Genomic DNA, 19565 nt, shown 5'->3' with positions numbered 1-19565 from the left:
TGAGGGCGTGACCAAGGTAGTGATCATCGGTGGTGGACCCGGCGGCTACGAGGCCGCTCTCGTCGGAAATCAACTCGGCGGGGAGGTGACGCTCATCGAGCGAGATGGTCTCGGGGGAGCGGCGGTGCTGACCGACTGCGTCCCGTCCAAAACCCTTGTCGCGACAGCCGAGGTGATGGTGCGCATCGAGAACGCGCGCCAACTTGGTCTGCACATCGCCGCCGCGGACGTGTCGGAGGTGGTGCGGGTCGACCTCGGGGAGGTCAACCAGCGCGTCCTCAACCTCGCCGGCGCCCAGTCCTCCGACATCACCAACCGGTTGCGGCAGGACGGCGTCGAGATCGTCTCGGGCACCGCACGGCTCGAGGGCCCCACCACGGTGGTGGCGAGCACTCCCGATGGCGAGCGGACCTACGACGCCGACATCGTGCTCCTGGCCACGGGCACGACGCCGAGGGAGCTGCCCGACGCACAGTGCGACGGCGAGCGCATCCTCAACTGGAAGCAGGTCTACAACCTGACGGAGGTCCCCGAGCGCCTCATCGTCGTCGGCTCCGGCGTGACAGGCGCCGAGTTCGCCTCCGCCTACGACGGACTCGGCTGTGACGTGGTGCTCGTGTCCTCCCGCACGCAGGTGCTCCCCGGCGAGGATCAGGACGCCGCTGCAGTCCTTCAGCGGGCCTTCGAGCGCCGCGGCATGGAGATCATGAGCGAATGCCGGGCGGTGGCCGCGCGTCGCGAGGGCGACGGCGTCGTCGTCACCCTCGAGGATGGCCGCGAGGTGCACGGATCACACTGCCTCATGGCGGTCGGCTCTATTCCCAACTCGGCCGGGCTGGGGCTCGAATCGGTCGGGGTCGAGATGACGCCCTCGGGGCACATCGTCGTCGACCGCGTGTCCCGCACCAGCGTGCGCAACATCTACGCGGCCGGTGATGTGACGGGTGTGTTCGCGCTGGCCTCGGTGGCGGCCATGCAGGGACGGATCGCAATGTGGCACTCGCTGGGCGACGCCGTCGCGCCGCTGGATCTGCGCAACGTGTCATCCAACGTCTTCACCACCCCCGAGATCGCCACGGTCGGCGTCACACAGAAGGAGGTGGACGCCGGCGAGGTACGGGTCGCGTCGGTTCTGCTGCCGCTGGGCCCCAACGCGCGCTCAAAGATGCAGGGGTTCACCGACGGGTTCGTCAAGCTGTTCTGCCTGCCGACGACGGGGATCATCATCGGCGGAGTCGTGGTCGCGCCCCGTGCCTCGGAGCTCATCCACTCCATCTCGCTGGCGGTGTCGCAGAGAATGACCGTCGACGACTTCAGCCACGCGTTCACCGTCTACCCGTCGATGTCGGGATCGGTCGCCGAGGCCGCGCGCCGCCTGCATCATCGCGGCGAGGACCTCCTGACGCACTGAAGCTGACTCGGACGGCCCGGCTGGCCCGTTCACCCTGAGAAAATGGCCCTCCCTCGTTCTATGAGCACTGGCACCGCGTTTCTTCAGGACGAACAGAGTCAGGGGCGCTTGCGAAGCTCGGGGAAGTGCTCGTAGCGGTAGTCGTCCACCTCGACCGAGGAGTCGTGCTCGCGGGCCCGCAGCACGACCCGGCGCACCTTCCCGCTGATGGTCTTGGGTAGCTCCGCGAACTCGATCCGGCGCACCCGCAGGTAGGGGGCCAGCCGATCCCGGGCGTGGCGCAGGATGTCGTAGGCCGTTTCGGCCGTCGCCTCGAAGCCTGCGGCCAGCACCACGTAGGCCTTCGGCACGGCCAGGCGGACGGGATCCGGAGCGGGGACCACCGCGGCCTCCACCACCGCAGGGTGCTCGATGAGCACGGATTCCAGCTCAAAGGGGGAGATCTTGTAGTCCGACGCCTTGAAGACGTCATCGGTGCGGCCGAGGTAGGTGATGTAACCGTCCCGGTCGCGGCTCACGAGGTCGCCGGAGTGGTAGCGGCCGTCTGATTGCGCCGTCGCGGCGCCCCCGAAGTACCCGGACATGAGGTTGTACGGCCACGGCTCCAGCGGGAGGGTGATCTCGCCGTGGTCGGAGGTCTCGCCGGTCTCGGGATCGATGATGCGGACGTCGACGCCCGGCATGACCTTGCCCATCGAACCGGGTTTGACCTGCTCGCCGGGCGCGTTGCCGATCGTGCAGGTGGTCTCGGTCTGGCCGTAACCATCACGAATGGTGAGTCCCCACGCCTCCTCCACGGTGCGGATAACCTCCGGGTTGAGCGGCTCGCCGGCGCCCACGATCTCGCGCAGCGCCGAAGGCCGCTCACCCAGGTTTGCCTGGATCATCATCCGCCAGACAGTCGGCGGAGCGCAGAAAGTGGTGACCTTCGCGTCCTCGAGTTCGCGGAGCAGCACCGCGGCATCGAACCGCGAGTAGTTGAAGCTGAAGACGGTCGCCTCGGCGAGCCAGGGCGAGAAGAAGCTGGACCAGGCATGCTTCCCCCAGCCCGGGGAGGAGATGTTGAGGTGCACGTCCCCGGGTCGCACACCGAGGAAATACATCGTCGAGAGATGCCCGACGGGGTAGCTCAGCTGAGTGTGGACGACGAGCTTCGGATCCTTCGTCGTGCCGGAGGTGAAGTAGTACAGCACGGGATCGTCGACGGTGGTGACCACCTCCCGCGGTGCCGCGGACACGTTGGCGGCCTCCGTCATCGACAGCCACCTCCCGCGAGCCGGCCCGGTGGTGATGCAGATCAGATCGGCCACGCCGTCGAACTTGTGTTCGTCGGCGGGGTTGGCCACCGCCACGCGCACCCCGGCCCGGGGGACGCGATCGGCGACGTCGAAGTCCTGGAGCGCCTGAGCGGTCGGGAGAATGACCGCGCCGAGCTTCATGACAGCGAGCATCATGTCCCAGAGTTCGACCTGGTTCCCCAGCATCAGCATCACGACGTCGCCCTTGCCGACCCCGTGGGACTCGAGCCAGGCGGCGAGACGGTCGGACCGCTGGACCATGTCGTCGTACGAGTAGTGCTCGTCGGCGCCCTCCTCGTCGCGAATCCACAGCGCCTGGTCATGGCGGCCGCGACCGATGGCATCGAACCAGTCGATCGCCCAGTTGAAGGAGCCCGTCAGCTCCGGCCACCGGAACCCGGCCCGTGCCGAGTCGCCCTCACCGCGCTGATCCAGCAGGTAGTCGCGGGCCAGACGGATCTTGGCTGCGGCGTCGGACATCGAGGCTCCCTTCGAACCTACGAAGGCGTAGGTTACGGCTCGACGCTACTCCCGGGCGCCTTGAGGGGAAGCGACCGCACACCCAGAATTCCGGCGGGAGAATTGTGGGTCCCCGACAAACTCAGCCGTCGAGGAAGCCCATCAGCAGAGAGAACCCGCCGATCATGAGGGCACCGTGGGTGATCTGACGAAGCGCGGGGTCCATGCCGTAGCGGCCGTAGTAACCCTGCACCCAGGGAGCGTACTGCTGGTTCTCCCAGTAGGGGACCTGCTGGGCACCCATGGGGACGAGCCGGATGGACGGATCGTTGCCCATCCGGATGCGCGCGACGTCGGCGGCGCAGGCAGGGACCGCGCGGGCAGCGCCACCGGGAGGCGCCCACTGCACATTCTCGACGGAGGGGCCGTGGGCGGGATCGAAGAAGCACGGCGGGCGGTGTTCCGGCAGCGGCTGACCGTTGACGCGTGCCTTCACGCTCGCGATCGCGTACCGGCCGTCGTCGAGGATCTGGGTGATGCGCCGCACGTCGGAGGCGAACTGGGCGCGGGCGAGTTGGTTCTTCGCGCCGTCGTAGGCGTCGAGCGCCCTGGTGTAGTCCTGGCGTGCCTCGGCGGACAGTTCCCGACCGACCACGTCGAAGTCCAGTTCGCGCAACTCGTCGCCGTACGTGGTGATGTCCGAGTCCAGCGCGGCACGGGTGGCGGGAGCCATGGGGTAGTCCGGCTGCTGGTACTGCGCCCCGTAGGGAGCACCGAACTGTGGTCCATACGGGGCGGGCAGCTGGCGCTGCGCCATCGGATCGCCCGGGTAGCCGAGCGGGGGACCCTGCTGGTAGGGGTCCATGTGGATACTCCGACGCCGTGAACCGGCTCCCATCCCCGCGATGCTGAGCACCATGACCACCACGAACATGAGTAGGGAGAACTCCATGGTGCTCCTCTAGGCGCGGTGGACGAGATCTGGCGTCCACGATACCCCTGTCGGCAAGGTGGCCGGCCGGACGATTGGAGCTCAGCCCGAATCCAACCATCCGCCGCGTGGGCGCGGCGAGTAGGTGGATCCGGGTTCAGCAGGCGGCGAGTCTCAGGCGTCCACGATCTCGCAGAGGACCTCGCCCGCCGTGACGGCCTGGCCCGCCTCGACGGCGAGACCCTTGACAGTGCCGTCCTTGTGCGCGTTGAGGGGCTGCTCCATCTTCATTGCTTCGATCACCGCGATGGTGTCGCCCTCCGAGACCTGCGCTCCCTCGGCGACGGACACCTTGACGATCGTGCCCTGCATCGGCGTGGTGAGAGCGTCACCGCTCGGTGCGGAGACGCGGCTTCCGCCTCGGTCCCGCTTGGTCGGCTTCTTGGCACCCTTTGCGGCCGCGGGGCGGCCACCGCCGAAGCCGCCGGGCAGCTTCACCTCGACCCGCTTGCCGTTGACCTCGACGGTGATGACCTCCGGCTCAGGAGTGTCGTCCTCCTCGCCCAGGACCCCGGTGTAGGGCGGGATCTCTCCGGTGAACTCGGTCTCGATCCAGCGCGTGTGGACCGCGAAGTCGCCGTCGGGGGCGGTGTACGCAGGTTCGTCGAGCACGGCCTGGTGGAACGGCACGACGGTCGGCATCCCCTCGATCTGCAGCTCGCGCAGCGCCCGGCGGGAGCGTGCGATCGCCTGATCGCGGTCGGCGCCGGTGACGATGACCTTGGCCACGAGGGAATCGAATGCCCCGGGTACCGTCATCCCGACGTGGTAGCCCTCGTCGACGCGCACGCCGGGACCCGACGGCGCGTGCCACTTCACGAGCGTGCCTGGAGCCGGCATGAAGTTGCGCCCGGCGTCCTCGGCGTTGATGCGGAACTCGATCGAGTGACCCACCACGGCGGGGTCGTCGTATCCCAGCTCCTCGCCCGCGGCGATGCGGAACATCTCGCGGACGAGGTCGATGCCGGTGACCTCCTCGGAGACGGGGTGCTCCACCTGGAGGCGGGTGTTGACCTCGAGGAAGGAGATGGTGCCTCCCTCCCCGACGAGGAACTCGCACGTGCCGGCGCCCACATACCCGGCCTCCCTGAGTATGGCCTTCGAGGAGTCGTACAGCAGCGTGAGTTGCTCGTCGGTGAGGAACGGGGCGGGGGCCTCCTCGACCAGTTTCTGGTGGCGGCGCTGCAGGGAGCAGTCACGCGTCGAGACCACGACGACGTTGCCGTGCTGGTCGGCCAGGCACTGGGTCTCCACGTGGCGGGGCTTGTCGAGGTAGCGCTCAACGAAGCACTCGCCGCGCCCGAAGGCGGTGACGGCCTCGCGCGTCGCAGATTCGAACAGGTCGGGGATCTCCTCGATGGTGCGCGCGACCTTGAGGCCGCGCCCACCTCCGCCGAACGCAGCCTTGATGGCGATCGGGAGCCCGTGCTGCTGCGCGAACGTCACCACCTCGTCGGCGTCCGCCACGGGGTCGGGCGTGCCCGGCACCTGAGGGGCGCCGACCTTCTGCGCGATGTGGCGCGCCTGGACCTTGTCTCCGAGCGAGTCGATCGCGGCGGGAGGGGGACCGATCCAGATCAGGCCGGCGTCGATGACGGCCTGCGCGAACTGGGCGTTCTCGGCCAGGAAGCCATAGCCCGGATGGACGGCGTCGGCCCCCGAGCGCTTCGCGACATCGAGGAGCTTGGGAATGTTGAGGTAGGTGTCGGCGGGCGTGGCGCCATTGAGCGCGTAGGCCTCGTCGGCGAGCTTGACGAACAGGGATTCGGAATCTGAATCGGCGTAGACCGCCACAGAGCCTATGCCTGCGTCCCGCGCTGCTCGGATGACTCGTACCGCGATTTCGCCCCGGTTAGCGATCAGAACCTTCGTGATGGCGTCGTTGCCCACTTCTTCTCCTGCTTGATTCGGCTGTAGCTGGGAGTCTAGTGGCGGATCGCTCACTTCGCGTGATCAGTCCCACCCGGCGAGCAATTAGGGTTGGTTGTATGGCCACTCCAGACTTCATCGTCGAACTCCGGCGCAGCATCGGGCACGCACCTTTATGGCTGATGGGGGCCAATGCACTGGTCCTGCGTGGAGCGCTGCCGGACGCGGAGGTGCTGCTCGTGCGACGGTCCGACTCGGGCGAATGGTCGCCGATCAGCGGCATCGTCGACCCCGGGGAGAATCCGGCGACGACGGCCGTCCGGGAGGCCCACGAGGAGGCCGGAGTCGAGGTGGAGGTGGAGCGGCTCGTCTGGATGGTGGTGACCGATCCGGTCACCTACCCCAACGGAGACGAGTGCCAGTTCCTCGACCACGGGTTCAGATGTCGGTGGTTGACGGGCGAGGCTCGGGTCGGCGACGACGAGTCGTCGGCGGTGGGGTGGTTCCGCGTCGACGAACTTCCGGAGCCTCGCCAGGACAGGCTCGACGCGATGGTGCGGCTGGCCCTCGACGACCCCCGCGACGTGGCACTCAGCCTGGAGCCTTCGGGGCGGCCGCTGGCCCCTGATCCCTGAGCTTGTCGAAGGGCTGTTCCCTGAGCTTGTCGAAGGGTAACGGCCTTTCTCCTACCGCCGCCTCCGACCACCGGGGCGGCGGCCACAGTCGGGGCCGTAACCCTTCGACAAGCTCAGGGATCACGGACGACAAGCTCAGGGATCACGGACGACAAGCTCAGGGAACACGGACGAACCGTCAGTCGTCGGATTCGGTCGGCTTGTTCTGAAGTCGGCGGATGGCGGTCTGCTCGCGTTCGGCCATATCGGCAGGGCCGGGGCCCTGCATTTTCCGGTCCCGCTCCACGGCCTCGGGGGAACCGCTGTACAGGCGCGCCTCGGGGCTCTTCGAGGAGCCCGGGTCGGTCACTTCCGCGGCGGGCTCCGCGCTCTCCGTCGGGGTGGGGGAATGGTCGGGGTGCATCGCGGCGCGCTGGTCGCGGATGGCTTTGATCCACGACCTCGCCTCGCGCGCGTCTGCGGTGGCTGGGCGGGGGCGGAAGACGTCCTCCGGGACCGGGAGCAGCGCCGTGTTGTCGTCGGATTTCTCTTCTTCCCAGTCGCTGAGGACCTGGGCGACGAACTCTTCGCGCTCCTCGAACGGTGGGGCGGTGGTCGTCTCGGGCTCGAGCCGGGTGCGGGGCAGCGCGTAGACGGCGTGCTCCTGGATCCAGGCGATGAGTTCCTCCCGCACGTAGCACCTCAGATCCCAGAGCTGGCCGCTCGTCGCGGCGGAGACGACGGCCCGCAGCCGAACGGTGCCACCGGTGGCCTCGGTCACCTGCAGATTGGCGGAGCGACCGTCCCACAGGTCGCTGGCGCGCACGATCCGGGTGAGTTCGACCCGCACGGCCTCGACGGGGACGAGCCAGTCGAGGTCGAGTTCGACGGTGCCCAGCAGTTTGGCTTCGCGTCTGGTCCAGTTCTCGAACTTCTTCGTCGTGAAGTAGTTGCTCGGCACGATCCAGCGCCGGTCGTCCCAGGTCTGGACGACGACGTAGGTCAAGGTGATCTCCTCGATCGAGCCCATCTCGCCCTCCACCACGACGAGATCTCCCACGCGGAGGGCGTCTGAGAAGGCGATCTGCATCCCGGCGAAGACGTTTGCCAGCGAGGACTGGGCGGCCAGGCCGGCGACGATCGACAGGACGCCGGCCGACGCCAACAGCGAGGCCCCCACCGCGCGGAACTGTTCGAACGTGAGCAGCGCTCCCGCCAGTGCGCACAGCCACACGACCGCGATGAGGACGCGCGAGACCACCTGCATCTGCGTCTTGATCCGGCGGAAGTGCGGCGTCTCCTCATCGCCCTGCGCTCTGCCGGTGAGGAGGTCCTGGACGGCCCTGATGCCGCGGGCGAGCACGAAGGCCCCTGCGAAGATCACCGCGATCACGAACACCTGCATGAAGACCGGCCGCCACTCCGGCGCCGCGTTGTAGGCGGTGGGCCGGGTGGCGTAGGCGACGCCGAGCCCGGTGCCCAGCAGCATCAGGAAGATCCGGTGGGCCAGCCTCAGGTGCCGGGGAACCACCTCCCAGGACGGGTTGCGTCGGATGATGAGCCGCACGATCGCCGAGAGCACGATGGAGACGACCGCCCCGATCGCCAGGCCGGCCAGCCCGTAGAGCACGATGGTGATGGTGTCGAGCGCGACCGCTTCCACGTCGGGATCCATACCGAAACCCTACCTATCCGCGGTCGGTGCGGAGGCTGAGCGCGGCAAGGTCGCCCGTGACGGTGAAGGCGCCGTCGTGGGTGCCGTCGGTGAACCGCAGCGAGAGGTCCCTGTCGGCGGTGATGGTGAACCCCATGGCGGGGAGGTGCTGGCGGAGGTAGTCGGCTATCCGGCCTCCATCGCTGGTCCGGACAACCGCTGTCACGTTGTTGGCCGCGTCGACCCGCTCGATGATGGTGAGGCCCTCGGGCACTGTGAATCCGGAGGGGGCATGCAGGAAGCCGAGGTCGCGCAGACGCACCCCGTCGGCCGGGACGGCGAGGGGCACGGATTCGCTGGCGTCGGGGGAGGTCGGCGGGCTGGGCAGCGGCTCTGCCGAGCAGCCCGCCAGCACGAGGGCGGCGGCGATCGCCGCGAGGATCCTGGTCAGCACCCGCCCAGCCTAGTGGCCGGTCGAAGCTCGGGTCGCTGGCCTACGGGCCTGCCCACAGTGACTGCCAGGCGACGCCGGCGTCGATGACCATCTGGCGAAACAGCGGGAGTGACACCCCGATCACGTTGTACGGGTCGCCGTGCACGGCGGTGACGAAAGCGCCGCCGCGACCATCGATCGTGAACCCCCCCGCGACGCGCTGGGGCTCGCCGGTGGCCGCGTAGGCCTCGATCTCTTCGTCGGACAGATCGGCGAAGTCGACCTCGGTGGAGCCGACACGCAGCTGCGTCTGGAGCGCTCCGTCGCGCCGGACTGCGACGAAGTGCCCGGTGTGGAGGATGCCGCTGCGTCCCCGCATCCTCTTCCAGCGCTCCACTGCGCGCTCCGCGGTGCCAGGCTTGCCGTGCGCTCGGCCCTCGAACTCGAGGACCGAGTCGCACGCGAGCAGCACGAATTCACCGTCCTGGGCGTTGAGGACAGCGGTGCCTTTGCCCTCGGCCAGGCGCATTGCCAGGCTGGTCGGCGACGGATCCCGGATCTGGTGCTCGTCGAAGCCCGAGACGATGACCTCGGGGTGGAGCCCCGCACGTTTCAGGACGAACAGCCGCGCGGGGGACTTGGACGCCAGGATGAGCCGCATCGTCAGAGACGGTGGAAGGTGCGCCAGGCGTCCCTGCCGGTGACCAGGTGCGAGCGAACGGTCCGGTAGTACGAACCCCAACCGCCGGCGATCGGCCGGTCATCGGCTGAGCGCAGCGTCTCGCCCCGGGAGGCGGCGGTGAGGACGGCGACCACGGCCGCCGCCTCCTCCTCCGTGAGTGTCGCGCCAGTGATCTGGAGAGCCGGCTGCTCGCTCATAGGGGGATGTTCCCGTGCTTCTTCGGGGGAAGGACCTCGCGCTTGGTGCGCAGCAGGCGCAGCGCCCGGATCACCTGGGCGCGTGTCTCGTGCGGGTAGATGACCTGGTCGATGTATCCGCGATCCGCCGCCACGTACGGGTTGGTGAGCTCGTCGTCGTACTCCTGGATGAGCCGCGCGCGCTCCTCGTCGGGGTTCTCAGCTCCGGCGAGTTGCTTCCGGTAGAGGATGTTGACCGCTCCCTGGGCACCCATGACGGCTATCTGGGCCGTGGGCCATGCGAAGTTGATGTCGGCGCCGAGATGCTTCGACCCCATGACGACGTATGCGCCGCCGTAGGCCTTCCGCGTGATGACGGTCAGCAGAGGCACGGTCGCTTCCGCGTAGGCGTAGATGAGCTTCGCGCCTCGGCGGATGACGCCGTTGTGCTCCTGGCCGACGCCCGGCAGGAAGCCGGGTACGTCGACGAACGTGAGCACGGGGATGTTGAACGCGTCGCACGTGCGCACGAAGCGCGCGCCCTTCTCCGCGGAGTCGATATCGAGGCAGCCGGCGAACACGGTCGGCTGGTTGGCGACGATGCCGATGGAGCGCCCCTCGATGCGGCCGAAGCCCACGATGATCGATCCCGCGAACAGCGGCATGACCTCGAGGAACTCGTCGTCGTCGAGCACGTTGCGGATGACCTCGCGCATGTCGTACGGCTGGTTGGCCGCGTCGGGGATCAGCGCGTCCAGTTCGCGGTCGTGGTCGGTGATCGTGAGATCCACCTGGTCGTCGTCGAACACCGGAGGATCTTCGAGGTTGTTCTGGGGCAGGTAGGTGAGCAGCTCGCGGACGTACTCGATCGCGTCGTTCTCATCCGCGGCGAGGTAGTGGGCGTTGCCCGACTTGGTGTTGTGGGTCCGTGCGCCGCCCAGTTCCTCCATGGAGACGTCCTCACCGGTGACGGTCTTGATGACCTCCGGCCCGGTGATGAACATCTGCGATGTCTTGTCCACCATGACGACGAAGTCGGTCAGGGCGGGTCCGTAGACGTGACCGCCCGCCGCAGCGCCCATGATGAGTGAGATCTGCGGGATGACGCCGGACGCGACGGTGTTGCGCTTGAAGATCTCGCCGTACAGCGCGAGCGACACGACACCCTCCTGGATGCGCGCGCCGCCGCCTTCGTTGATGCCGATGAGCGGCACCCCCGTCTTGAGGGCGAAGTCCTGGATCTTGACGATCTTCTCGCCGTAGACCTGGCCGAGAGCGCCGCCGAAGATGGTGACGTCCTGGCTGAAGATGCACACCGGCCGGCCGTGGATGGACCCGGTGCCCGTGATCACCCCGTCGCCGAATGGGCGCTTTGCGTCCATCCCGAAGGCGGAGGTGCGGTGCCTGGAAAACTGGTCGAACTCGGCGAACGAGCCCTCATCAAGGAGAGCCATGATGCGCTCGCGCGCAGTCATCTTCCCCTTGGCATGCTGCTTCTCAACTGCTTCGGTCGAACCGGCGTGCACGGCTTCATCGATGCGCACTCCGAGATTGGCGATCCGACCGGCAGTGGTGTGGATGTCGATCTCCATGATTGTCACCCTATCGCCCACCCGGTTCGCTCAATGACATTGCTCAGATCCCGAGCGACTAGCATGTCGGGGTGAGCCCCGATCTGCCCGACGCGCGACGCATCCGCGACCTCCTGCGAGCGTCCATGTGGGGCCCCCTCGAGGTGGTGCCCACGACCGGTTCCACCAACGCCGACCTCGCTGAGCGCGCCAGGAGCGGGGCTCCGGAGGGCGCGGTGCTCATCGCCAGTGAGCAGACGGCCGGGAGGGGACGCCTCGACCGCCAGTGGGTGAGCCCCGCGGGATCGTCGGTATCGATGTCGCTCCTGCTGCGTCCCACCCCTGCCTTTCCGCAGTGGGGCTGGCTTTCGCTTCTGGCAGGAATGGCGGTAGCCGCCGCTCTCAGCGATGTCGCGTCGTCGGCCGGGTCCGTCACCTTGAAGTGGCCCAACGACGTGCTCATCGGGGGAGGAAGGTCTGCGGCATCCTGTCTGAACGCGTTGAGCACCCCGACGGAGCCCGGGCTGTGGTCGGCATCGGCATCAACGTTGCGTTGACTCAGGCAGAGCTTCCCGTGCCCGAGGCCACCTCGCTCCTGATCGAGGGCATGCCGACGGACCAGAGCGTACTGGCCGCCTCAGTGCTCGACCACTTCGCTGAGCTGTACCGGCGGTGGCAGATCTCGGGATCGCTGCGCGGCGAGTACGAGGCGCGCTGCGCGTCGGTGGGAGCGCCTCTGACGATTCAGGTCGACCCGCGCCACCGCGTCGAGGGCACCGGGCGCGGGGTCGACGAGTTCGGTCGGCTGCAGGTGGCCACGGCAGGCGGGATCGAGACGTTCGCGGTTGGTGACGTGGTACACGCCAAGCTCGGGCGGTGAGCGTGCCACACTGTTGCCATGCCGGTGAATAAGGACCAGTTGGGCAACGGTGAGCAGGTCATCCTGACCGTGCGGACGCACGCCAAAGCTCTCGTGGGGCCGGCGCTCCTGCTCATTGTTCTCGGATCCGCGTTGGGAATCGCCATCGCGCTCGCTCCGCCGGCCTGGCAACCGATCGCGACCTACGTGGCCATCGGTGTGTTCGCACTCCTGGTCGTCTGGTTGGTGCTCGTGCCTTTCCTGCGCTGGCGGACCTCCACATACACGGTGACCGACCGGCGGATCATCACCCGCAAGGGCATTCTGAACAAGGTCGGCCACGACCTTCCGCTGCGCCGCATCAACAACGTCAACTACGAGAAGTCGCTGACCGACCGGATGCTGGGCTGCGGGACGCTGGTTCTGGAGACCGCCGCAGGGCAGCCGTTGATGTTGCCCGACGTGCCCGGTGTGGAGAAAGTTCACCGCACCATCGCTGATCTGCTCTTCGCGGGCGACGACGGCTACGACGACTGACCTCCGTTCGCGGTGGTCCCTGAGCAGGGCCGGCTCGCTCTGCGAGCAGCCCGCCCGTAGCGATCGCTCCCTGAGCAGGGCCAGCTCGCTCTGCGAGCAGCCCGTCCGTCGAAGGGTTACGGCCGCGACTGTGCTGCCGCCCTGTGGTCGGGGGCGGCGGTAGGGATCGGGGTCGTTACCCTTCGACAAGCTCAGGGATCACGTCGACAAGCTCAGGGATCATGTCGACAAGCTCAGGGATCGTCGCTTGCGGCTGAGCGCTGTGCGCACTGGGACGAAGGGGCGGGATATGCTGCCCCGGTGACTCGACGGTACACAGTGTCCATCGCCGGGGGCGGGCAGCTCGCCCGCATGATGCACCAGGCGGCCATAGCCTTGGGCATCGATGTTCGTCTGCTGGCGGAGGCGCCCGGGGTCTCCGCGGCGCAGGTCATCCCCGACTCCATCGTCGGCGACTACCACGACCTCGACACCCTCAAACTGCTCGTCGAGGGCGCCGACGCGCTGACCTTCGACCACGAGCACGTCCCGACCAGGCATCTGCGCGAGTTGGAGCAGGTCGTGGCGGTACGCCCCGGCCCGGACGCTCTGGTGTTCGCGCAGGACAAGGCGCTCATGCGGCAGCGGATGCAGGAGCTGGGCGTCGCCTGCCCAACGTTCGCGGTATGCGAGACGTTGGACGAACTGGTCGCCTTCGGGGAGGCGCAGGGGTGGCCCATCATCGCCAAGACCTCCCGCGGCGGGTACGACGGCAAAGGTGTGTGGAAGCTGGACGGTCCTGATGACGCTCGCGTCCCGTTCGCGGGACTCGCCGAGACGTCGGCGGGGGAGCGGGTGCGCATCGTGGCGGAGGAATACATCGACTTCACGCGTGAGCTCTCGGCGCTCGTCGTGCGGTCCGCGTCGGGTCAGGTGGTGGCGTACCCCGTCAGCGAATCAGTGCAGGAGGACGGGATCTGTGTGGAGACGGTCACCCCCGCTTCGGGGCTCGATGGCGACGCAGCCGCGGGCCTGCAGGAGATGGCGATCCGGATCGCCGCTGAGCTGGGCGTCGTCGGCGTGCTGGCCGTCGAACTCATGGAAGCGTGGGACGGACGCATCGTCGTCAACGAGCTTGCGATGCGCCCCCACAACACCGGGCACTGGACCATCGACGGGGCGCGCACGAGCCAGTTCGAGAACCACATCCGCGCCGTCCTCGACCTGCCGCTTGGCTCGCCCGAGCTTCGCGACGGCGTCGCGGTCATGCGCAACGTGCTGGGCGGCGTCGAGCCGGACCTCACCGGGGCGCTGACCCACGTCTTCGCCCGCGATAGGGAAGTGCGCGTCCACCTCTATGGGAAGGAAGTGCGTGCCGGGCGTAAGGTCGGGCACGTCACGTGCCTCGGCACGGACCTGGACGACGTCCGTCGACGCGCGCACCACGCCGCCGGCTACCTGATGGGAGATCCCGATGCCTGAGCCGCTCGTCTCGATCGTGATGGGTTCGGATTCCGACTGGCCCACAATGTCGGCCGCCGGCGATGCTCTCGCGGAGTTCGGTGTCCCGTTCGAGGCCGACGTCGTGTCGGCGCACCGGATGCCGGAGGACATGGTGACGTTCGGCAGACAGGCGCACACGCGGGGGATCCGGGTGATCATCGCCGGTGCTGGAGGCGCGGCTCACCTGCCAGGAATGCTGGCGGCGCTGACGCCATTGCCCGTCATCGGTGTGCCCGTCCCGCTGAAGTATCTCGACGGGATGGACTCGCTGCTCTCCATCGTGCAGATGCCGGCCGGCGTACCGGTGGCTACCGTCGCGATCGGCAACGCCCGGAACGCGGGGCTGCTGGCCGTGCGGATGCTCGCCGCTGGTGACGAGCGGCTGACGCAGCGCATGCTTGAATTCCAGGAGTCCCTGCGGGACGCGGCGCACGCCAAGGGTGCGGTCGTGCGCGACGCCCTGGCTCCCTGAGCTTGTCGTCCTCGTTCGCTGAGCTTGTCGGTCCTCGTTCCCTGAGCTTGTCGTCCTCGTTCCCTGAGCTTGTCGAAGGGTTACGGCCTGGGCTGTGGTCGCCGCCCTGTGGTCGGGGGCGGCGGATGGGATCGGGGCCGTTACCCTTCGACGGACGCTCGCTCGTCCCTCGCGAGCTGCTCAGGGACCACCCTTCGACGGATGGGCTGCTCGCTGCGCTCGCCGGCCCTGCTCAGGGACCGCCCTTCGACGGACGTTCCTCGCGCAGAGCGCTCGTCACTGCTCAGGGACCGCCCTTCGACGGACGGGCTCAGCGCAACGACTCCAGCGTCGTGGTGTCGCCCGACGCGATGGCTCCGAAGAGGTCGGCGCTGGCGTCCTCGGCCCACAGGACCGCTGAGCCGGCGTCGGTGGAGGCGTCGGCGTTCGCCACCGGGACCGTGAGGCTGAGGCCCGAGCCCGTCATCACGCCCACGAAGGCGCGCCCGACCTGCGCCATCTCCACCAACCCGGTGTCCTCACCCCGCGCGAGCGAGTCGGAGGCGGCCATGTTGAGGCGCCAGTAGGTGACGGGGTTGAGGATGCTGAGCGGGGTGGCCGTCTTCCTGACCACAGATGCGATCACCTCGCGCTGCCTGGCGACGCGGCCGAGATCCCCGTCGGGGTCGGACTTCCGCATCCGGGCGTAGCCGAGCGCGGTGACGCCGTCGACGGTCTGGCAGCCCTCGGCCAGCGTCAGGTGTGAGTCGCGGTCGTCGATGTCGAACGTCGGGCACACCTCAATGCCGCCGACTGCGTCGACGACGTTGACCAGCCCGAGCATCCCGATCTCCAGGTAGCCGTCGATACGGACGCCGGTGTTGCTCTCGATGGTCTCCACCAGCAGCGGTGCGCCACCGAAGGCATAGGCCGCGTTGAGCTTGTTGCTGCCATACCCAGGGATCGACACGTAGGAGTCTCGCGGGAGGCTGAGCAGGACGGCTGGGCCCTCTGACGGGGTGTGCACGAGCATCATCGTGTCCGTGCGCCGACCCTCAGCCGACCCCGTACCGAGGCGGTTGCGTTCTTCCGCGGTCAGGTCATCACGGCCGTCCGAACCGACGAGCAACACCGTGGAGCCCGGCTGGTCGCCGGGGCGGTCCCCGGTGGGGGCGGCCTCGACCCGCGTGGCGGCGATCCACGCGTACAGGGGTGTCCCGATGAGGAACACCAGCCAGAGGGCGAGGAGAGTGAGGACGAATCGGCGCATCGGGTGGCGCCGTCGACGCCTGCCGCGAGCTGGCGGGGCAGGTGGAGGGGTGGGGGGTGTGGGTGCCGCCGACCCGCGACGCCTGCCCTGGGGCGGCGGGCTGCCGGGACGTGTGTCGTGTGCCGGGTACTCGCCCTGGGAGCGAAGCCGCTCCGCCTCGTCAGGGCGCAGCACCGCGGTCTCGTCAGGCTGGTCCTGCCGATAGAGCCACTCCAGGTCATCGTCACGTTTGGGCACATGTCCTCCTCGTCGGGAGCCAGCGTACCCGCGGCCAACCCGACCGCCGACGGCGTGGCGTGCCCGGAGCTCAGGGGGGCTGGGGCGAGACTGGTACCGCAATTTTCCCTCCCAGGAGCCCTGACTGTGCCTTCCCCCACCCCCTCCGCCCAGCAGCTACACAAGCGGCGAGCCTTCGGCTTCGTGCTGATGTCGGCGCTGTTGCCCGGATCGGTGCAGAGCTTCGCGGGCAACCGCGGCGTGGGCCGGCTGGCCGGCCGGGTCTACGGCGCGGCAGCGGCGCTGGTGGTCCTCGTCGGGCTCGGCCTCTGGCTGGTTCGGGGATTCACCGTCGGCCTGCTCCTCACGCCCTCGGTCACGTTCGCCCTGAGGATCGCGCTGTGGGCACTCTTCGTGGGCTGGCTGCTGCTGTTGATGGACTCCTGGCGGTTGGCCCGGCCGTTGACCATGCCCAGACGGCCCCGGCTCTGGCTTACGATCACCACGATCCTCTTGGTGCTGGCGGTGGGCGCGTTCAGTTCCGCTGTCGCGAACGCGCTGGTTGCAGTCGAGAACCTCGGCACGGTCCTTCCCGGCGGGGGGGAGAGGGATCAGAAGGCCGGCCGCTATAACGTGCTCCTGCTCGGCGCTGACTCGGCCGAACATCGGGAGGGACTGCGCCCGGATTCGATCAACGTCGCGTCGATCGACGCCCGAACCGGTCGCACAGTCCTGTTCGGGCTGCCGCGAAACCTGGAACGTGTGAGGTTCCCGAAGGACTCCCCGCTCAGGGACCTGTACCCCGAGGGCTACGTCTGCGACGGCGGTGCCTGCATGCTCAACGGCATCTACACGCTGGGGCAGGACCAGGGCGACCTCTACGACGCGCGCGATCCCGGGCTGGCCGCGCTCAAGGAGGCGATCGAGGAGACGCTCGGGATCGAGCTCAACTACTACGCGATGGTCGACATGGCCGGCTTCACCGAGCTGATCGACGCCATGGGCGGGATCAGGCTCGACATCGGCAAGCCGGTCCCCATCGGAGGGGTGAGCACACGGATCTCCGGCTACATCGAACCCGGTGAGAACCGACTCCTCGACGGGTACCACGCGCTGTGGTTCGCGCGATCCCGGGCGGAGTCGAGCGACTACGAGCGGATGGTGCGCCAGAAGTGCGTCATGGCGGCCATGGTCAATCAGTTGAACCCCACCACAGTGGCGATGAAGTTCGTCGAGCTCTCCGAGGCAGGGGCGAACCTCGTGCGCACCGACGTCGGGACCGGGCACGTGATGGAGTTGGCTGAGCTCGCCCTGAAGGCGAAGGATCTGAAGCTGGCCTCGGTGAACTTCACGCCCCCGCTCATCGTGGCCGCAGACCCGGACTTCGACCTGATCCGCTCGACCGTCGCGGCCAAGATCGCCGAGTCCGAGCGGCTGGATGACAGGCGATCCGCTCCGTCGGCGTCCGCTTCCCCGGCGACCGTCCCCACGACGTCGACCGTCGCCGCTTCCGAGCGCCCGGCAGCGACCGCCTCCTCGGCCGTGAGCCAGAGCGACGCTCCGGCGGCCGCCCAGCCGTCGGCCAGCGGCGAGCCCTTCACCGAGACCGCCGATCTCGCCGAGGTCTGCAGCGCCGGATGAGCGGGGAAGAGCGCTCCGCGGATAAGGTGCGCACCATGAATCCTGGTGTCAGCGTCGTCATGCCGGTCCGCAACGAGGAGCGCCACCTCCGGGCCGCCGTGCGCCGGGTGCTCGACCAGGGGTATCCGGGGGAGCTGGAGATCCTCGTCGCGGTGGCACCGAGCGACGATCGCACCCGGGACATCGCGGACGAGCTGGCGGCCGCGGACCGGCGGGTCGTGGTGCTGGACAACCCCAGCGGGTACACCCCGGCCGGGCTCAACATCGCAGTCGCCGCCTCCTGCCACGACATCGTCGTGCGTGTCGACGGCCACGGCGAGCTCAGCGAGGACTACATCGCCACGGCCGTGCGGCTCCTCGAACGGACGGGGGCCGCCAACGTCGGCGGCCTCATGGACGCGCAGGGGACCAGCCCGTTGTCGGAGGCGATCGCGGCGGCGTACAACTCGAAGCTCGGTCTCGGCGGGGGTGGTTTCCACCTCGCCGACACCCCGGCCGGCCCCGCCGACACAGTCTTCCTGGGCGTCTTCCGCAAGGCCGTGCTCATGGAGATCGGTGGGTTCGACGAGAGTCTGCACCGCGCGCAGGACTGGGAACTCAACTACCGGCTCCGTCAGGCGGGTCACCTCGTCTACTTCTCACCTGACCTGCGCGTGGTCTACCGCCCGCGCGACAGCTTCCGCGCCCTTGCGAAGCAGTTCTTCACCACCGGCCAGTGGCGGCGCGAGGTGGTCTCGCGGCACCCCGACACGCTCTCCCTGCGGTATCTGGCGCCCCCGCTCACGGTCCTGGGTATCGGCACCGGAGTCACCGGTGGGGTGCTGGGCCTGCTGCTGCGCAGCCGGCTCCTCACTTCACTCTTCGTGGCACCGCTGGTCTACCTGGCCTTTCTCGGCGCCGCCACCACCGTCATTCCGGGGCTGCGCGCTGCCGCGAGGCTGCGTCTGCCCTTCGTTCTCGCGGTCATGCACGTGGCGTGGGGGGCGGGCTTCATCCGAGGGTTGCCCCGCGACGCCTGATTGCCCCGGGCTCCCACGGCCAGCGCGGTTCCTTGCCACACTGGGGATAGCCGCACGAGCGGCCACCAACGCAGGAGGCACAACATGAGCGAACCCAGAGTCGACCCCGCAGATCAGGGCCAGGAGGGTGACGAGGAGCGCATCCACGCGCAGGAAGCCGCAGAAGGCCCCCGCAAGGACCGCAAGGTGGCGCCCGACGTCCGGGAACACTCCCAGGAGCCCGCTGAGGGCGAGGACCCCGCCGACCCCGTCGAGTGAGGCGTTATAGCCGGGCCTTCTCGGCCTCGGCGAGCCGGGCCAGCCCTTCGTCGTCGTAGCCCACCGCGATGACGGTCGACCCGGTCCCCATCGCGGGGGCCACGAGCGCGTCGGCGACCGTGGACCACGCGGCGGGCGGATCGGCGAGGAGAAGCCTGTCGTCGCGCGGTTCAACACGCGGCGCCAGCTGGCCCGCCCACCCCGTCGCGGTGCCGAGCGGGGACACGTCGTGCACGTCGGGCTGCGCGAACACCTCGCGGTAGTCGAGAGCCCCCGCCGGTGGGGTGGGGAACCCTATCCCAAGGGGATGGAGCGAGCAGGCGACGGTGTCCGGCGCGCGACGCGCGTCGCCCGGCCCGACGACCAGCAGATCGGCTCCGCTGACCCCGGGGTGGACGGGGCAACCCCGCTGCCAGGCTGCAGCGATCCACACGAGCGTGACCCAGTGTCCCGGGTTGGACTCGGCCAGGGCGACGTCGATGGGGTCGCCGTCCTCGTGCCCCAGATCGGCGATGAGGTTGGCGGTCTTGTCCACCCAGTTGGCGAATGTGACAGCCGACAGTTCGATCCGGGAGCCGTCTGCCGCGTCGTAGTAGGTGAGGAAGGGCTGTGCGCCGTGGCTGGCGAGGCGTCGCTGTAGTTCGCTGATCACGCGCACGATCCTAACTGCGGAG

The 19565-nt window shown here is 68.6% G+C and carries 20 protein-coding genes; 10 read left to right on the top strand and 10 right to left on the bottom strand.

What is annotated here, in order from left to right; all coding sequences use genetic code 11:
- Positions 1-7: 7 nt before the first annotated feature.
- The gene (locus RPIT_RS09605) at positions 8-1411 is read left to right on the top strand and encodes an NAD(P)H-quinone dehydrogenase (RefSeq protein ID WP_077344291.1); all 1404 of its coding nucleotides are present in this window, start codon (positions 8-10) and stop codon (positions 1409-1411) included.
- Positions 1412-1509: 98 nt separating this feature from the next.
- Here RPIT_RS09605 and RPIT_RS09600 read toward each other — a convergent pair whose 3' ends face one another.
- The 3 genes from RPIT_RS09600 to RPIT_RS09590 form a co-directional block, all read right to left on the bottom strand.
- On the bottom strand, positions 1510-3189 hold the full coding sequence (locus RPIT_RS09600; protein WP_077342676.1) for an AMP-binding protein: 1680 nt from the start codon (positions 3187-3189) through the stop codon (positions 1510-1512).
- 121 nt (positions 3190-3310) lie between these two features.
- On the bottom strand, positions 3311-4120 hold the full coding sequence (locus RPIT_RS09595) for a hypothetical protein (protein ID WP_077342674.1): 810 nt from the start codon (positions 4118-4120) through the stop codon (positions 3311-3313).
- Between the two features lie 153 nt (positions 4121-4273).
- The gene (locus tag RPIT_RS09590; protein ID WP_218121549.1) at positions 4274-6049 is read right to left on the bottom strand and encodes an ATP-binding protein; all 1776 of its coding nucleotides are present in this window, start codon (positions 6047-6049) and stop codon (positions 4274-4276) included.
- A gap of 98 nt (positions 6050-6147) precedes the next feature.
- Between RPIT_RS09590 and RPIT_RS09585 the strand changes: the two genes are divergently transcribed.
- Positions 6148-6663 (top strand): NUDIX hydrolase, encoded by a 516-nt coding sequence (locus RPIT_RS09585; RefSeq protein ID WP_077342672.1) that lies wholly within the window; start codon positions 6148-6150, stop codon positions 6661-6663.
- 178 nt (positions 6664-6841) lie between these two features.
- Here the strand turns inward: RPIT_RS09585 and RPIT_RS09580 are convergent, their stop codons facing one another.
- From RPIT_RS09580 to RPIT_RS09560, 5 genes are read right to left on the bottom strand one after another with little or no spacing between them, the layout of a single operon-like run.
- A complete protein-coding gene (locus RPIT_RS09580; protein WP_077342670.1) occupies positions 6842-8317 on the bottom strand; it encodes a mechanosensitive ion channel family protein in 1476 nt (491 codons plus the stop codon).
- 13 nt (positions 8318-8330) lie between these two features.
- The gene (locus tag RPIT_RS09575; protein WP_077342668.1) at positions 8331-8750 is read right to left on the bottom strand and encodes a hypothetical protein; all 420 of its coding nucleotides are present in this window, start codon (positions 8748-8750) and stop codon (positions 8331-8333) included.
- 40 nt (positions 8751-8790) lie between these two features.
- Positions 8791-9396, bottom strand: a complete 606-nt coding sequence (locus RPIT_RS09570; protein ID WP_077344289.1) for a Maf family protein — start codon at positions 9394-9396, stop codon at positions 8791-8793.
- Positions 9393-9608, bottom strand: coding sequence for an acyl-CoA carboxylase epsilon subunit (locus tag RPIT_RS09565; RefSeq protein ID WP_077342666.1), 216 nt, complete (start codon positions 9606-9608; stop codon positions 9393-9395). The genes RPIT_RS09570 and RPIT_RS09565 overlap by 4 nt, the downstream gene beginning before the upstream one ends.
- Positions 9605-11179 carry an acyl-CoA carboxylase subunit beta gene (locus RPIT_RS09560; RefSeq protein ID WP_077342664.1) on the bottom strand — a complete coding sequence of 525 codons (1575 nt, stop codon included), beginning with the start codon at positions 11177-11179 and terminating at the stop codon, positions 9605-9607. The genes RPIT_RS09565 and RPIT_RS09560 overlap by 4 nt, the downstream gene beginning before the upstream one ends.
- Before the next feature lie 71 nt (positions 11180-11250).
- On the opposite strand from RPIT_RS09560, the gene RPIT_RS15760 reads away from it, so the two are divergent.
- The 5 genes from RPIT_RS15760 (at position 11251) to purE (ending at position 14508) form a co-directional block, all read left to right on the top strand.
- Entirely contained in the window at positions 11251-11715 is a 465-nt protein-coding gene (locus tag RPIT_RS15760) for a biotin--[acetyl-CoA-carboxylase] ligase (protein ID WP_226996250.1), read from the top strand.
- Positions 11685-12038, top strand: coding sequence for a biotin--[acetyl-CoA-carboxylase] ligase (locus RPIT_RS15755; protein WP_226996249.1), 354 nt, complete (start codon positions 11685-11687; stop codon positions 12036-12038). Before RPIT_RS15760 ends, RPIT_RS15755 begins: the two co-directional genes overlap by 31 nt.
- A gap of 18 nt (positions 12039-12056) precedes the next feature.
- A complete protein-coding gene (locus RPIT_RS09550; protein ID WP_077342662.1) occupies positions 12057-12554 on the top strand; it encodes a PH domain-containing protein in 498 nt (165 codons plus the stop codon).
- A gap of 351 nt (positions 12555-12905) precedes the next feature.
- The gene (locus tag RPIT_RS09545; RefSeq protein WP_237267872.1) at positions 12906-14015 is read left to right on the top strand and encodes a 5-(carboxyamino)imidazole ribonucleotide synthase; all 1110 of its coding nucleotides are present in this window, start codon (positions 12906-12908) and stop codon (positions 14013-14015) included.
- Positions 14008-14508, top strand: coding sequence for a 5-(carboxyamino)imidazole ribonucleotide mutase (purE, locus tag RPIT_RS09540; protein WP_077342658.1), 501 nt, complete (start codon positions 14008-14010; stop codon positions 14506-14508). The genes RPIT_RS09545 and purE overlap by 8 nt, the downstream gene beginning before the upstream one ends.
- Positions 14509-14818: 310 nt before the next feature.
- Here purE and RPIT_RS09535 read toward each other — a convergent pair whose 3' ends face one another.
- A complete protein-coding gene (locus RPIT_RS09535; RefSeq protein ID WP_226996248.1) occupies positions 14819-15757 on the bottom strand; it encodes an LCP family protein in 939 nt (312 codons plus the stop codon).
- 363 nt (positions 15758-16120) lie between these two features.
- Between RPIT_RS09535 and RPIT_RS09530 the strand changes: the two genes are divergently transcribed.
- From RPIT_RS09530 to RPIT_RS15380, 3 genes are all read left to right on the top strand, one after another.
- Positions 16121-17614, top strand: a complete 1494-nt coding sequence (locus RPIT_RS09530) for an LCP family protein (RefSeq protein ID WP_143028198.1) — start codon at positions 16121-16123, stop codon at positions 17612-17614.
- Positions 17615-17649: 35 nt separating this feature from the next.
- Complete coding sequence (locus RPIT_RS09525) at positions 17650-18633, top strand: glycosyltransferase family 2 protein (protein ID WP_077342652.1); 984 nt, start codon at positions 17650-17652, stop codon at positions 18631-18633.
- Between the two features lie 84 nt (positions 18634-18717).
- Positions 18718-18891 carry a hypothetical protein gene (locus tag RPIT_RS15380; protein ID WP_169835153.1) on the top strand — a complete coding sequence of 58 codons (174 nt, stop codon included), beginning with the start codon at positions 18718-18720 and terminating at the stop codon, positions 18889-18891.
- Positions 18892-18895: 4 nt separating this feature from the next.
- Here RPIT_RS15380 and RPIT_RS09520 read toward each other — a convergent pair whose 3' ends face one another.
- Positions 18896-19543 (bottom strand): TIGR03089 family protein, encoded by a 648-nt coding sequence (locus RPIT_RS09520; RefSeq protein WP_077342650.1) that lies wholly within the window; start codon positions 19541-19543, stop codon positions 18896-18898.
- Between the last annotated feature and the right edge of the window lie 22 nt (positions 19544-19565).

This window comes from Tessaracoccus flavus, assembly GCF_001997295.1.
Lineage (GTDB): Bacteria > Actinomycetota > Actinomycetes > Propionibacteriales > Propionibacteriaceae > Arachnia > Arachnia flava.
The sequence above is the reverse complement of the archived record's forward strand: the minus strand, read 5'-3'. Positions and strand labels throughout refer to the sequence as shown.